The 14946-nt window shown below is 60.7% G+C and carries 14 protein-coding genes; 2 read left to right on the top strand and 12 right to left on the bottom strand.

Annotated features, from left to right (window positions below):
- Nucleotides 1–53 precede the first annotated feature (53 nt).
- The gene (locus tag F2S13_RS17610) at nucleotides 54–1022 is read right to left on the bottom strand and encodes an ABC transporter substrate-binding protein (RefSeq protein ID WP_166363109.1); all 969 of its coding nucleotides are present in this window, start codon (nucleotides 1020–1022) and stop codon (nucleotides 54–56) included.
- 131 nt (nucleotides 1023–1153) lie between these two features.
- Between F2S13_RS17610 and F2S13_RS17615 the strand changes: the two genes are divergently transcribed.
- Complete coding sequence (locus tag F2S13_RS17615; RefSeq protein WP_166363111.1) at nucleotides 1154–2068, top strand: LysR family transcriptional regulator; 915 nt, start codon at nucleotides 1154–1156, stop codon at nucleotides 2066–2068.
- Between the two features lie 49 nt (nucleotides 2069–2117).
- Here F2S13_RS17615 and F2S13_RS17620 read toward each other — a convergent pair whose 3' ends face one another.
- Nucleotides 2118–3788, bottom strand: a complete 1671-nt coding sequence (locus F2S13_RS17620) for a SulP family inorganic anion transporter (RefSeq protein WP_166363113.1) — start codon at nucleotides 3786–3788, stop codon at nucleotides 2118–2120.
- A 14-nt stretch (nucleotides 3789–3802) separates the two neighbouring features.
- Nucleotides 3803–4420, bottom strand: coding sequence for a ParB-like protein (locus tag F2S13_RS17625; protein ID WP_166363115.1), 618 nt, complete (start codon nucleotides 4418–4420; stop codon nucleotides 3803–3805).
- A gap of 126 nt (nucleotides 4421–4546) precedes the next feature.
- On the opposite strand from F2S13_RS17625, the gene F2S13_RS17630 reads away from it, so the two are divergent.
- A complete protein-coding gene (locus F2S13_RS17630; RefSeq protein WP_246237927.1) occupies nucleotides 4547–4783 on the top strand; it encodes a CsbD family protein in 237 nt (78 codons plus the stop codon).
- Between the two features lie 88 nt (nucleotides 4784–4871).
- On the opposite strand, the gene F2S13_RS17635 is transcribed toward F2S13_RS17630, so the two are convergent.
- The 9 genes from F2S13_RS17635 to F2S13_RS17675 form a co-directional block, all read right to left on the bottom strand.
- Complete coding sequence (locus F2S13_RS17635) at nucleotides 4872–5156, bottom strand: helix-turn-helix domain-containing protein (protein WP_166363117.1); 285 nt, start codon at nucleotides 5154–5156, stop codon at nucleotides 4872–4874.
- On the bottom strand, nucleotides 5146–5463 hold the full coding sequence (locus F2S13_RS17640) for a transcriptional regulator (RefSeq protein ID WP_166363119.1): 318 nt from the start codon (nucleotides 5461–5463) through the stop codon (nucleotides 5146–5148). Before F2S13_RS17640 ends, F2S13_RS17635 begins: the two co-directional genes overlap by 11 nt.
- 132 nt (nucleotides 5464–5595) lie before the next feature.
- A complete protein-coding gene (locus F2S13_RS17645) occupies nucleotides 5596–7092 on the bottom strand; it encodes a CoA-acylating methylmalonate-semialdehyde dehydrogenase (protein ID WP_166363121.1) in 1497 nt (498 codons plus the stop codon).
- Between the two features lie 39 nt (nucleotides 7093–7131).
- A complete protein-coding gene (gene iolB / locus F2S13_RS17650) occupies nucleotides 7132–7950 on the bottom strand; it encodes a 5-deoxy-glucuronate isomerase (protein WP_166363123.1) in 819 nt (272 codons plus the stop codon).
- Nucleotides 7951–7962: 12 nt separating this feature from the next.
- The gene (gene iolD, locus F2S13_RS17655; protein ID WP_166363125.1) at nucleotides 7963–9828 is read right to left on the bottom strand and encodes a 3D-(3,5/4)-trihydroxycyclohexane-1,2-dione acylhydrolase (decyclizing); all 1866 of its coding nucleotides are present in this window, start codon (nucleotides 9826–9828) and stop codon (nucleotides 7963–7965) included.
- Nucleotides 9828–11759: a bifunctional 5-dehydro-2-deoxygluconokinase/5-dehydro-2-deoxyphosphogluconate aldolase gene (locus F2S13_RS17660; protein WP_166363127.1), complete on the bottom strand. Its 1932-nt coding sequence runs from the start codon at nucleotides 11757–11759 to the stop codon at nucleotides 9828–9830. The genes iolD and F2S13_RS17660 overlap by 1 nt, the downstream gene beginning before the upstream one ends.
- Nucleotides 11760–11784: 25 nt before the next feature.
- On the bottom strand, nucleotides 11785–12561 hold the full coding sequence (locus F2S13_RS17665; RefSeq protein ID WP_166363129.1) for an ATP-binding cassette domain-containing protein: 777 nt from the start codon (nucleotides 12559–12561) through the stop codon (nucleotides 11785–11787).
- 20 nt (nucleotides 12562–12581) lie between these two features.
- Complete coding sequence (locus tag F2S13_RS17670) at nucleotides 12582–13817, bottom strand: ABC transporter permease (protein ID WP_218583974.1); 1236 nt, start codon at nucleotides 13815–13817, stop codon at nucleotides 12582–12584.
- A gap of 18 nt (nucleotides 13818–13835) precedes the next feature.
- Nucleotides 13836–14864, bottom strand: a complete 1029-nt coding sequence (locus tag F2S13_RS17675) for a Gfo/Idh/MocA family oxidoreductase (RefSeq protein WP_166363131.1) — start codon at nucleotides 14862–14864, stop codon at nucleotides 13836–13838.
- Nucleotides 14865–14946 lie beyond the last annotated feature (82 nt).

Genomic DNA, 14946 nt, shown 5'->3' on the forward strand with positions numbered 1-14946 from the left:
TGAAGCGGACGGTCGAGTGGCTCATCCGGCGGGAGTCGGACGAGCCCACAAGATCAAAGTGCCGCGTCTACCTTTTTGGCTGCGTCTTCGCTGACCCAGCTGTGCCAGACTTCAGGGTGTTCCTTGAGGAACATCTTGGCCAGATCAGGCGATTCGATACGATCTTTGGTCATGCGCCCCAGGTTCTGGTTCAGCAGATTGATCGGCAGATTGATCTTTTCCAGCACCGCCACCAGTTCCGGCGCCTGCTCGTGGAAGGTCTTCGACAGACCCACTTTGATGGTCACGGATTTATCCACGCCTGGCTTCTCGTCCAGCTTGACCAGGTCGACCTGGCCCATCAGCGGCGTCGGCGACCAGTAGTAAAACAGGATCGGCTCGCCACGCTTGTAGCTCGACAATACGGCGGCATCCAGTGCCGGGCCGGTGCCCGGGCGGAAGTTGGTATAGGTGCTTTCCAGGCCGTAGCTCTTGAGCATCTCGCTGTTGTCCAGCTCGCAGGTCCAGCCGGCCGGGCAATTGTAGAAGCGCCCCTTGTCCGGTTCTTCCGGATCCTTGAATACCTGGGCGTATTGCCCCAGATCGGCGATTGACTTGAGGTTCGGTGCCTTGGCTTCGAGTTTGCGCTTGGCATCGCCTTCGACCACATAACGCGGCACATACCAGCCTTCGACCGCGCCAACGACCGGCGAGCCGACGCCAACGACCTTGCCGGCAGCCGCAGCCTTGTTCCAGACCTCGCTGCGCCCCACCCACTCTTCGGCAAACACCTGAATATCGTTGCTGCTCAGGGCGTTTTCCATGGTGATGGAGTTGCCCGGCAGGCTATCGGTGTCACAGCCATAACCATTCTTCAGCACGAACTGCATCACGTCAGTGAGCAGCATCCCGCTTTCCCAGTTCAAACCGGCGAATTTCACCGGTTTGCCAGACTCGCACCAACCGGCCGCCTGGCTGACGCCAGTGGCCGCCAGCAGCCCGAAAGAAAGTGTCGTGGTCAGCAGAGCCTTTGTAATTTTCATTGTGACGCTCCCAAACAAGAACATTGATTGCGGTAGTCGAGGGGCATCCGGCCCAATGCACCAAAGAAATATTTCACAACCTCAAAAAAGGATAAAATAATATGTCCTGATGTATCACAACGGAAAAAGCTATGAAGTTCACACTGCGGCAACTTCGCTATGCGCTCGCAGCGGCCAAGCACGGCAACCTGACGACTGCCGCCATGGAGCTTCATGTTTCACAACCCTCCATCTCGGCGGCCATCACCGAATTGGAGGAAGTGCTTGGTCAATCAATTTTCGTACGCCAACGTGGGCTCGGCATATCGCTGACCCCATTCGGGCGTACCGTCATGGTCCAGGCCCGCCGAGTTCTGGCAGAGGCTCGGATCTTTGCCGAAATCAATGCCAATGCAGGAGAGTGTGTCGGAGAATTGGTGGTTGGATGTTTTGAAGATCTGGCGCCTTATTGCCTGCCACAAATCGTCCGCCGGATGCAGGAGTCCTGCCCACGGGTCACTGTCGATATGCGTGAAGGCAGCTTCGATTATGTTGGCAAGCGGCTTGGCGAGGGTGCGATAGAGTTGGCAATCACCTACGATCTGGGATTACCGCCGAACACTCAATGTACTCAGCTCTGTCAACTGACCGCTCAGGTACTGCTGTCGGCCGATCACCCGTTGGCCAAGGAGTCGCGTGTCAGTCTCAAAGCGCTATCCGAATACACCCTGGTAGTCACCGATCAGGTCCACAGTTGGCAGCATGTGCTGGATCTGTTCAGCTTTTACGATCTTTCACCCGCCGTTGTGCACCGTGTGCGCACTTTCGAGTTGCAGCGTAGCCTCGTCGCCAATGGGTTTGGCGTGGCGCTGATTTATACCCGGCCATTCGGTGACCGTAGTTATGATGGTCAACCGCTGGTATGTCGGCCGACTCAGGAGACATTGCCAGCGCATAGCATCGTACTGGCGCATGATCAGCGCTATCCGCTGACGCCTTCGGCCGAGGCGTTCAAGGAGCTGGCGGTGGCATGGTTCGCGGAACGACCGTCGTTTGCATCTGAATGAAGATGCGCTGGTCCATGCCTCGTTGCATTTGAAATGTCGGCGCCGCCACCTAGCGCGGCGCCGCCTCCAGGGCATGCAGCGCCTCGGCCACTGCATCGTCGACGCTCAGGTCGGTAAACGTGGCGCTGGCCAGTCGCGTCGGCATCACTCGCCCGAGCAGCGTCAGCGAGGCCGGTTTGAGGCGCGCCAGCAGCACGCGCAGCCCTCGCGTTTCCTGGACGGTAAGGAAATTTTCAAGCGCTTCCAGACTGGAGCTGTCCAGATCCGGTGACTCCTCCAGGCTGAGAATCACCGTGTGCAGCGACGTCCGGGTTGTAGCGACCAAGTGCTGCGACTGGTTGAGAATGCGTTCGGCATTGGCGAAAAACAGGGGCTCGTCCGGCCGCAGGATCAGCAGCCCAGGAATCTGCCGCGCCTGCGGATGTTGCTCCAGACTGACGAAGTCATGCCCCTCGCCAAGCCGCCCGAGGACTGAGACACCCGACTGGGCGAAGCGGCGCAGCATCAGTATCAGACTGATTGCGATGGCCGCCAGCAGACCGCCCAGCACGCCCAGTAACAGCACGCCGAAGATGGCCACAATTACCACCAGACGATCGCGCCGCCAGAGGAAATAAGGGCGCAGGCTGGCCGGGTTCAGCGCGTTTCTGAGCGCATGGATGACGATTGCTGCCAGCACCGGTTCCGGCGTCAGGGCGATGCTCGGCAACAGGGTCAGTACGATCAGCAACAACACCAGCGTGGCGATGCCGCCTGCCCAGCGCGACACAGCACCAGCAGCCTCGTTGGCGGCGCTGGCGGAATAGCCTGCCCCCACCGGCATGCCGTGCAGCAGCCCTGAGGCCAGGTTGCTGATGCCCAGCGCCAGAAGGTCGCGGTCAGGCTGCACGCTTTCACCGTGCTTGATCGCCAGGCTGCGTATCGAGCCGTAGGACTCGGCATAGAGGATCAGCACCATCGCCAACCCCAGTTCGCCCAGGCGCAGCCATTGCGCCGGCGACAGTTGTGGCCATGTTGGCCACGCCATCTGCAGGTCGATGTCGCCCACCAGGTGCACGCCGTATTGCTGCAGGTCAAGCGCTCGCACCGCGCCGATGCTCAGCACGATGACCAGCAGACCGCCGGGTACCCGCCGCCAGCGCTCGCACAGAAAGAGCAATGCCAACGCCAGTGCGGTGATCGCGATACCGACCAGGTTCCACTGGGGCAAGGCGCGCAACAGGCCATAGGCGAAACGCGGCAGGTCGGTGTGCTCGGGATTGACGCCGACGACGCTGGCCAGTTGTTTGACGATAATGAAGATGGCCAGGCCAAAGGCAAAACCGCGCAATACGGGCTTGGCGATGAAGTTGGTCACACTGCCCAGCCGCGCCAGCGCGGCCAGCAAAAAGAACAGCGCCGTGATCAGCACCAGACCGGCCCCCAGGGTCAGCCGCAGAGTGGGATCGTTCGGGGCGATGTCCGCCGTCGCGGCGGCCAGCACCGCCGCCGAGGAAGAGGTCGCCGAGACGATCGCAAAACGGCTGCTGCCCGCCAGGAAATAACCGGTCAGGCCGGCGAACAGCGCAATGATACCCTGTTGTGGCGGCAACCCGGCGATGCTCGAGTAGGCGACCGCCTCCGGCAGCAGCAACCCGGCGATCGACAGCCCAGCCACCAGATCCGCGCCGCGTCGTACGGCGATCGATGCTTGTTGCGCAGGCGAGCCGAGGCGTGTCATCAATCAGTTCCCGGTCATCCGTTGATGACTCCCGACCACCCCGGCAGGTAGCGGGCATCCTGCAGGCGCGCCAGCTTCATGGCTCTGGCCAGTGCCTGGGGAAAATCCGCAACGATGCGCTTGAGTGCGATACGCGGGCGCAAATAGTCGGCCCAGAGAAACTCACTGAATGGCGTCGCATCCTTGGCGTATCCGCCCTGGCGGCGTAACTCGCCGGCCAGGCTGCGGTAAGGGTCGTCCTGCAATTGCGTGAGCCGAGGGGGTATGGCCGAGAAGTCGCGGCGCTGGCCCTTGTCGTCGTAGGGGTGTACCCACTGATGGTGATCCAGCACCGGCCAGAAGTGCGCCGGCGTCAGCCAGGAAAGGTCCTTGAGCAGCAACAGGCGGACCCTACTGACCTCTTCTTCGAGCAGGGCCAGGCCAAAATGATGATGATCGACGATGTAATACCGCTGATCCGGCCCCAGCACCCCGGGAAACCAGTGCTCGGCCAGTGCCGCCGCACGGGCCTTCTTGCCGAGTTGGCTCCAATGCTTGCGCTTGAGTTCGACCTCGACCTTGCCGACAGTCAATTGGGTGGGGTGCAGATTTTCCAGTCGCGCCTTGAGCAGCTGCGGTTTGGCGGGCGTCATCATTGCTCCTGGGCGGCTGCGAATGCCGCGGCGACAGAGGAAAAATCAGACCGTATCGCCGTTGAGTATTGCACAGGACCGCAGCCCGGCATTTATGTGGGGTGCCGTACAGACCCAGATCGCTTTATGAGCACAGTCTTGAGCAGCGGCGATGGAATCAACGCGCTCGGCATCAAGCCACTGGAGATCATCATGAACACAGACCAAGTCAAAGGCCGCGCCAAAGAAGTTGAAGGCGCTGTCAAGGAAGTCGCGGGCAAGACCGTTGGCAACACGCGCCTTGAGGACAAAGGCAGGGTTGAGAAAAGCGTCGGGAAAGTTCAGGCGGGCATTGGCGATCTCAAGGAAGATCTGAAAAAATAAAATGACATTTGTCACGCATATTTCACAGATTGAACTGGGCGCGCCTGCGAGTGGATCGCGGCGGTCCGAAAAGGCCGCCGCATCCGGCTCAAACGGGCTGTAGATCGCGCAAAGCCTCAGGATGCTGGCTCGCGACACGCAACAGCGTTTGTGCAGCGCCAGTAGGCTGGCGACGGCCCTGCTCCCAGTCTTGCAGCGTACGCAGGCTGACCCCCAGCAACTGGGCAAAAGCGCTCTGCGAAATGCCGACCTTGGCCCGAGCTTCGGAAGCAACGGAAAGTTTTACTTCTGTTACACGCGCAGCCTTGCCGGCCTTCATTTGGCGAACTGAAGTCAGCAAGTCCTTCTGAAATTGTTCCATTTCATTGTCCATTACTGATTTCCTCTTTCAATTGGCTCAGAAATGCTGAGGGGAGATTGTCAAACTTCGCCTTGGTGTAAGCAATCAGCAACCAGATACAGCCTTCGGAGAGCGTGTTGTAGTAGATGATTCGCGTGCCACCTCGCTTACCTATTCCGGCGCGGGACCACCGGACTTTACGCAAGCCTCCCGTACCGGGAACGACGTCACCGACCAATGGATTGGCTGCCAGCCAGATGATGAACTCCTGGCGTTCACCATCGCTCCATATGGACTCGGCGTAGCGCTTGAAAATATCCGTTTCGATAATGGTGTACATGAAAAAACTATACGGCAAAGCCGTATAAGCGCGCAAGGTACGATTTGAGTTCCCAGCTCTATCGTTGACCACCGCTCTGGCTGGATGCGACTCCGAGTCGATCGAAGTCGCCCCCGCCCCTACCGACCAGTCTCAGCCGTTACTCGGAAACGCAAACTGCACCGCCTCATGACTGGCACGCTGCGGCCAGCGCTGGGTAATAGCCTTGCGCCGCGTGTAGAACCGAACACCATCCGGACCATACGCATGAAGGTCGCCGAACAGCGACCGCTTCCAGCCGCCGAAGCTGTGGTACGCCACGGGCACCGGTAGGGGAACGTTCACGCCGACCATGCCGACTTCGACTTCATCGCAGAACAGGCGGGCCGCCTCACCATCGCGGGTGAAGATGCAGGTGCCGTTGCCGTATTCGTGCTCGTTGATCAGTTGCATGGCCTGTTCAAGGCTGTCGACGCGCACGATGCACAGCACCGGGCCGAAGATTTCTTCTTTGTAGATCCGCATGGCCGGGGTGACGCGGTCGAACAGGCAGCCGCTCAGAAAGAAGCCGTTTTCGTGGCCTGCGACCTGAAGTCCGCGACCGTCAACCACCAGTTCCGCTCCGGCTTGCACGCCTTCATCGACGTAACCTTTGACCTTGTCGCGATGGGCGCCGGTAATCAGTGGCCCCATGTCGAGGCCGCAGGCAGTACCGGCGCCGATTTTCAGGGCCTGGATCTGCGGCACCAGTTTCTGCACCAGCGCATCGGCGATCTGGTCACCGACACAGACTGCCACCGAGATGGCCATGCAACGCTCGCCGCAGGAGCCGTATGCCGCACCCATCAAGGCGCTGACGGCGTTGTTCAGATCCGCGTCGGGCATTAGCACGGCATGGTTTTTCGCGCCACCCAGGGCCTGCACGCGCTTGCCGCGTCTGGTGCCTTCGGCGTAGATGTACTCAGCGATCGGGGTCGAGCCGACGAAGCTCAGGGCTTTGACTTCGGGGGCTTCGATCAGGGCGTCGACAGCTTCTTTATCGCCCTGCACGACGCTCATCACTCCCTTGGGCAAGCCGGCTTCGAGCAACAGCTCGGCGATGTACAAGGTCGAGCTGGGGTCACGCTCCGACGGTTTGAGGATGAAGCAGTTGCCGCAAACAATGGCCAGCGGATACATCCACAGGGGAACCATGGCCGGGAAGTTGAAGGGGGTAATGCCGGCCACTACACCAATGGGCTGGAAATCACTCCAGGCATCGATGTTCGGGCCCACATTGCGGCTGTATTCGCCCTTGAGGATTTCCGGGGCGGAGCACGCGAACTCCACGTTCTCGATACCGCGCTTGAGCTCGCCGGCAGCATCTTCGAGCGTCTTGCCGTGCTCTTGGCTGATCATCCGGGCGATTTTTGCTTCGTGTTGCTCGAGCAATTGCTTGAAACGGAACATGATCTGGGCACGCTTGGCGGCCGGAGTCTGGCGCCAGGCGGGAAAGGCCGCAGTCGCAACGGATATCGCTTGCTGGACCGTTGCGCGATCGGCGAGTGCGACCTGGTGGATCACCTCGCCGGTCGAAGGGTTGTACACGGGCGCAGTACGGCCGGGGATGGCAACGCGCTCGCCGTTGATCAGATGATGGATGCTGCTCATGGATGAAGACCTTTTGTTCGAAGTGAAGGGTCGGTCGAACTAGCTCTCCAGGGCTGCGCCCGGGCCCTGTGTCACCAACCACTCATGCGCCGGATCGTTCTTGAAACACCACTGGCGAGTAGGCCCGGCCATGACATTCAGGTAATAGCTTTCATAGCCATACGGCACCACCACCGGGTGGTAACCGCGCGGCACCAAGACCACGTCGCCGTCTTCCACTGCCATGGCCTCGTCCAGGCTGCGGTCGTCGGTGTAAACGCGTTGAAAGACGAAGCCCTGGGGAGGGTTGATGCGGTGGTAGTAGGTCTCCTCGAGCACGCTTTCATGGGGTATCGCGTCGGTATCGTGCTTGTGCGGTGGGTAGCTTGAACTGTGACTCTGCGGTGTGCGTACCTCCACCACCAGCAGCGACTCTGCGGGCTGGTCGGCCGGCAGGATATCGGTGATGTAGCGGGTGTTGGCGGCCACACCCCGGACCGAACGGCGGATGCTGGCCGGCTCAATCAATCGCGCCGGCAGCTTGCCTTCGGCCGGTGCCGAACACAGTGCAATCTCGACGTCGTCGTGGGCAGTGATGTGGGCCGTAAGCCTGGGCGGCAAGTACAGCGCATGGGGTGCCTGCTCATCGAACGGCCCCGTACGCCCGCCGATTTCCTTGCACTGCAGATCGCCCACGCTTACCGACACCACGCCACTGAGCAGGACCACACAGGTCTCGCGCCGCATTTCATGCAGGCTTATCGACTCGCCGGCTGCCAATTGCCGGACCTCGAAGCCGACGTGCCCCCAGCCCGCCGACTCCGGGGTCACCCTGACCCGGTCGCGGCCGCTCTTGGCCGCTTTGACTAATAGGCTCATGTTGTTCCCCCCTTAGATGCGCTGGCGCTTTCTGGCCGACTCGTAGGCGGCACGCGCTTGCTGGACTTGCGGACGCTGCGAGACTTCCGGCACCGCGACTTCCCACCAGCAGCCGCCCTCCTGGGTGGTTCGCCGTGCATCGGTATCGATGACGATCAGGTAGCTGCGCTCGCTTTGCCTGGCGCGTTGCATGGCCGCTTCCAGCCCGGCTATGTCGGCCACATGCTCGGCTTTGGCACCCATCGACTGGGCGTGTTTCGCGAAGTCGATCTCAGGCAAGCCCTGGGGACCGGTCAGGCAGTTATCGAGCATGTTGTTGAAAGGCTCGCCGCCACAAGCCTGCTGCAATCGGTTGATGCAGCCGTACCCCCGGTTGTCCAGCAACACCACGATCAGCTTTTGCCCCAGCATCACGGATGTCGCCAATTCCGAGTTCATCATCAGGTAGGAGCCATCGCCCACCATCACGATGACCTCCCGTTCCGGGCAGGCCATTTTCACTCCCAGCCCACCTGCAACTTCGTAGCCCATGCAGGAATAGCCGTATTCCATGTGGTAGCCGCCGGCGATGCCCGCACGCCACAACTTGTGCAACTCGGCGGGCAGCGTACCGGCCGCACACACGACGATATCCTGCTGGGCCGATTCGGGGTGCGAGAGCTGTACCGCGCCAATCACTTCGGCATCATAGGGAAGGTAGCCGGCACCCGGCGGCTCGCGTCGACTGGTGATGCCTTGCACGGTTTCGCGCCAGCCGTGGGCCAGTCTGCGCGCGCGCTCGGTCCATTGCCCCTCGGCCTGCCAGTCACCGTCCAGGCGCTCGGTCAATTGCTCCAAAGCCCAGCGAGCGTCCGCCACTAGCCCCTGACCGCGCCACTTCAGCGCATCGAAAGTGTTCACGTTGATCGACAGTAACCGGGCCTGGCTGAACAGGCTGTGGGATCCGGTGGTGAAGTCCTGCAGGCGGGTGCCGACAGCCAATACCAGGTCGGCTTCGCTGGCCAGTTCGTTGGCCGCCGGTGAACCGGTCACACCGACCGCGCCCAGTTGCAGCGGGTGGTCCCACGGCAAGGCGCTCTTGCCCGCCTGGGTTTCACAGACCGGCACGCCGAAGGTCTCGGCGAAGGAGCGCAAGGCGGCGCCGGCGCCGGCGTACAGCACGCCCCCACCGGAAACGATCACGGGTTTGCGAGCCTGGCGAATCGCCTGGAGCGCCTCGGCCAGCTCATCTTCGGCGGCGGTCAGGCAGCGGATGCGCACCAGCCGCTCGTTGAAAAACTCGACCGGATAATCGTAGGCCTCGGTTTGCACGTCTTGCGGCAAGGCCAGCGTCACCGGGCCGCACTGGGCCGGATCGGTGAGGATCGAGATCGCGCGCGGCAACGCGGTCAGCAATTGCTCGGGGCGAATGATGCGGTCGAAGTAGCGCGACACTGGGCGCAAGCTGTCGTTGGCCGACACACTGCCATCGACGCTGTCTTCAATTTGCTGCAACACCGGGTCCGGCGCCCGCGAAACGAACACATCGCCCGGCAACAGCAGCACCGGCAGACGATTCACATGTGCCAGTGCGGCAGCGGTCACCAGGTTGGTGGCGCCCGGGCCAATACTGGTGGTCACCGCCATCATGCGCTTGCGAAAGTGCGCCTTGGCATAGGCAATCGCGGCATGGGCCATCCCCTGTTCATTATGGGCACGGTAGGTGGGGAAATCTTCGCGTTGCTGGTACAACGCTTCGCCGACGCCCGCCACGTTGCCGTGGCCGAAGATGGCAAAGCAGCCGGCAAACAGTGGCAACCGCTCACCGTCGATCTCGACCCGCTGCGCGGCAAGATAGCGCACCAGAGCCTGGGCCATGGTCAGTCGAATTGTGGACATCAGGCAGCCCTCCCGGACTCTTCACGCCAGGCTTGAATCAGCTCCACGAAATTGGCCGCGACTTCTCGCTTGAGCCCTTCATCGTCGAGTTCACCCTGGAACCATTGGCGACTGGGTTCATAGAAAATGGTGCGGCCTACGGTGAAACCGCGACAGGTCTTCGAGGCGCGGGCGGCACGGAAGCCCTCGCGCAAGGTGTCGGCCGGCGCATTGAGGCCCAGCAGCACCACGCCACGGCAGTAAGGATCGCGCGCTTGAATCAGCGCATCGATCTGCTGCCACATCGGGGCGCTGAGTTGCTCCAGCTTCCACCACTGCGGCCTGATATCCAGGTCGTAAAGCCGCTGCAAGGCACGGTAGACGGTATCCGGCGATTGGGGCAGTTGCCTGGGCGGAATGATCTCCAGCAGCAATTCGTGACCGGACACCTGGGCCGCCTGATACAGCGCCAGCAACTGCGCCTCCTGTTCCTGGCGATTTTCAACCGCGTCATCGGGGTGGTATTGCACCAGGCACTTGATCACATGCTCCTTGGGCCAGCTGAGCAGATGCGAGCCGATCGAGCGCCCCCATTCGAACTGCAGCGGATTGGACAGCGGCAACTCGACCGGACGACCGATCCACCAACCACGGCCTGTCGCACTGTTCAGGGCATCCTGGCCGTAGAGGTCGTCGGCCAGAATCCCGACCTTGCCGGCCAAGCCGTATTGGCGCTCCACTTCGGCCACCGTCTCGACCAGCAAGTGCTTGAGCTTGCCGATGTGTGACTCGGGCAGCCCGGCGTGACGCGCCAGTTCGAGCAACTGGACGCGATGATCGAAGGCCAGTACCAGCAGTTCGTCCCACTGCGGCCGCGCGACTGTCACGCGGTGAAGATGGTTGAGGGCTTTGTCTTCGGCTGGTCGTGCCGGTTGGGCTTCGAGGAAATAGCTCAGCTCCGCCGGCGTCGGCATGGCCGGCGCACAACCATGGCGGCTCACGACCAGCGCCCCGCAGGCATTGGCATAGCGACAGCAGCTCGTGTAGTCCTCGCCACGCAACCAACCTGACAGGAACCCCGACAGGAAAGCATCACCGGCCCCCAGGACGTTGAGCACTTCGACCTGGACGCCGCGCTGAATGCCGGCATCTTCGATTCGAGCCGGGATAGCGCCGTCGATCACCGCGCACCCCAGGGCACCGAGCTTCACCACCAGTGTGGCGTCCGAAACCTGGCGCACCACCTGCAGACAGGTGATCAGATCATCCCAGCCGCCCGCGATGCGAAACTCTTCCTCGGTCCCGACGATCAGGTCGAACTTCGGCAGAATGGCTTGCAGGTGTTGGGTGACACTGCCGTCGGCGATGAACCGGGTTTCGCCATCGCCCTTGTCGGTCAGCCCCCAGAGCACCGGACGGTAGTCGATATCCAGCACCGTGCGCACGTTGTGGCGACGGGCAAAGTCGAGAGCACGGCTGGCAGCGGCATGGACGCCGGGCTGCGAGAAATGTGTACCGGTAATGGCCAGCGCCTTGCTGGTGGCGATGAAGGATTCGTCGATATCCTCGACCGAGAGCGCCATATCGGCGCAATGGTCGCGGTAGAACAGGAGCGGGAAGCTGTCGCGGTCTTTGATCCCAAGCAGCACCAGGGCGGTCAGATGTTCGGGGTCGCGCTTGAGATGTGACACATCGCAGCCTTCGGCCGCCAATGTATCGATCAGGAACTGCCCCATCTGATCGGCGCCTACGCGGCTCAACATCGCCGACTTCAGGCCCAGCCGTGCGGTGCCGAACGCCACGTTACCGGAAGAACCTCCCAGGTACTTGGCAAAGTGGCTGACATCTTCCAGACGTGCACCAATGTTGATGGCATACAGATCAACCAGCAGGCGCCCCAGGCAGATCAGGTCCAGCGAGCGATCACTTGCAAACTTCGTAGCATTTTCCATATTCGGCCCTCGCCATCGTGATCACTCAAACCACAACGCCCGGTGTTTCCACCAGCGTGTCCAGGTCTTCGCCACCCGCCATCACGCGCAGGATTTCTTCGCGGGAAATGTCGGACTTCCTGTAGGTACCGTGGTTGGTGCCTCGATTGAGGAGGGTGAAGCGATCACCAATCGGGTAGGCGTGATTGATGTTGTGGGTAATGAACACCACACCGATGCCGTCGTTGCGAGCCTTGGCGATGTACTTCAGGACCATGCTGGCCTGGTGGACACCCAGTGCCGAAGTCGGCTCGTCGAGGATCAGGACCTTGGCGCCGAAATAAGTGGCGCGAGCGATGGCCAGGCCTTGTCGCTCGCCACCGGACAGGGTGCCGACTGCCTGGCCTGGATCGCGGATATCGATGCCGATGCGGACCATTTCTTCGCGGGTGACCTGGTCCGCGTGCCTGGCATCGAAGCGCCGCAACAGCCCGCGCCCCTTGGTCGGCTCACGCCCGAGGAAGAAGTTACGGCTGATGCTCATCAAGGGCAGCATCGCCAGGTCCTGGAACACGGTGGCCACACCGGCCTGATAGGCATCGCGAGGGCTCTTGAACAGGATGTCCTTGCCGTCGATACGGATCGTACCGGCGCTCGGCTGATGGACACCGGACAACACCTTGATCAAGGTGGATTTGCCCGCGCCGTTATCCCCCAGCAGGCAATGCACTTCGCCTGGGCAAACATCAAAAGACACACCCTGAAGGGCAACAACAGAGCCGAAGGTTTTTCTGACGTTGGCAAGTTCGATGACTGGAACCATTTTTATTCTCCCGTAGATTCTTAGCGGCTACTGGTTGCCATCTTGCGGATGTAATCGTTGAACAACACTGCCATCAGAACCATCAACCCCAGGAATACCTTGAACCAGTCCGTATCGATGCCGGTGTAGAACATGCCGACTTGTACGGTGCCGAATATCAAGGCGCCGAACAGGGAGCCCACCGCAGAACCATATCCGCCAGTCAACAAGCATCCGCCGATAACCGCGGCAATAATGGCTTCGAACTCTTTCTGGATACCGCGCATGGTATCGGCCGACCCGGACTCCAGTACCTGGACAGTGGCAAACAGCGTCGCCATCAAGGCCGAGAACATGAACAGGAGGATTTTTACTTTATCCACCGGCACGCCCATGTTGCGGGCGGCATTGGCGTCGCCGCCCGTGGCGAAGATCCAGTTGCCCAGACGCGTACGCAGCAGCACCCAGGTCGCCAGCGCGGTCACCAGCACCCACCACAGGATCGACACCGGAATACCAGGCACAGACGCCAGACCGTCCGGCCGCATTGTGATCACGCCGTGTTCGGCGAGGTACTGGAACAAGCCGCCAAACAGGTGTCCGGAGAAAATCGAGACCACCCAGGAGTCCTGGTTGAATTCATTCACGACATACGAAATTTGCGTCTTGCCCGTGAGCAAACGCGTAACCGCGACCGCCACACCCCGCAAGATGAACATGGTCGCCAGGGTCACGATAAAAGAAGGCAATTTGGTGCGAACCACCAGATAGCCATTGAACGCGCCGATCAACAGACTGAGCACGAACGCCATCATCACCGCGACCGGAAGCGACAAACCCAGCTTGGTAACACCAACGCCAATCATCAGCCCCGAAAGCGCAATCATGGAGCCGACCGACAGGTCAAACTCACCCGCGATCATCAGCAAGGAAACCGACACGGCCAGGATCCCGAGTTCGGCGGACACTTTGAAAATATTCAGCATCCCGTCGGCACCAAACATGCCGCTGCCGTTGGCAAACAGAAGAAAGAAAACATAAACGAACAACAGACCCGATACCGCCCCCGACTCAGGGCGATGCATGATGCGTGCAAAGGTGGATTGTTTGGCCAGGCGCTTGGAGTCGCTGCCGATGCCTTTCTTTTTTATGTGAATGCCTTTCGCCGGTTCAGCACTTGTCGCACTCATTTTCTTCTCCATTCGTTCCAGAGAACTGCGGTTGCCAAATAAACCAGGAAGCCTTTGCTGCACTGAAGCCTGCCGAACTTTTAGCAAAGGCTTCCCGGGTACTTGTCAGTGATCGAAGTTGACGATTTTTTGCTGTTCCAACGCTTCACGCATGGCCACGCCAATACGGGTAGCGGCCTGCGCCTCCAACAAGCGGCCCCGCAAGGTGTCGCCACTGCTGACGGCATCGATAAAGGCTTGAGCTTCCAGGACAAAGGCCTGTTCAAAGCGGCCGAAGAAATCCACCACCATGTTGCAATGGTTGGCGTTGCCCCTCTGCACATTGACTTCTGAAACCGGTGTACCGCCGACGCCAAGGTCCAGAGAGCCGTCGGTGCCCACCAGTTGCAACGAGGTTTCGTCGCCGTGATGGGAGGTGCGCGAGGCATGGAAGGTGGCGAGGATGTCGTTCTCGAACAGAACGGTAGCGGTGGCCGTGTCGACGTCGTTGCAAGCAGCCAGGCCAGGGTACATGGCGCGGATACCGGTGGCCGAAACCGACACGGGTTTGGCACCGTCGGTCATCCATAGGGCCACGTCTATGTCATGGATGCTGCAGTCCAGGAACAGCCCACCCGAGGTCGGTGCAAAGTCGACAAAGAAACCGTTGGTATCAATGGCGTCCAGCGAAGCGCAGTGCAGGCGGAACAGCCGGCCCAGATCGCCATTGTTCAACAGGCGCTTGGCTTCCACATACGCCGGATCATAGCGGCGCATGAAGCCAATCATGACGGTTTGGGCGGGGTACTTGTCGGCAGCCGCCAGGACCCGCTCACACTCGGCTTCAGTCAGTGCCAGGGGCTTTTCGCAAAAGACGTGTTTACCGGCTTCGAGCGCCGAAACGATTTGCTCGGCGTGCAGTGACGTCGGGGTGGCAAGCCATACGGCGTCGACATCCTTATCCGCCAGCAACGACTCCATATTTTCATAGAGTCGGGTGACACCCAGCTCCTTCTCGGCCCACTCCCGCTCGGCGGCAACCGGGCTGGACCCGGCGATCAATTCCGCCCCGCGTACTCGCCGCGCCAGATTGCGCGCGTGATTCTTGCCAATACGACCTAAACCTACGATGCCAACTTTTATTGTTGTTTTCATTTTCTTGCCCCGTATACCTTCGGCCACACAAAGAGCGAATGGGTGACTTATTCAAGTCGCTGCCTTTGCGTTAATCCCACTG

It is taken from the genome of Pseudomonas akapageensis (genome assembly GCF_011355085.1).
In the GTDB taxonomy this organism is placed as follows: domain Bacteria; phylum Pseudomonadota; class Gammaproteobacteria; order Pseudomonadales; family Pseudomonadaceae; genus Aquipseudomonas; species Aquipseudomonas akapageensis.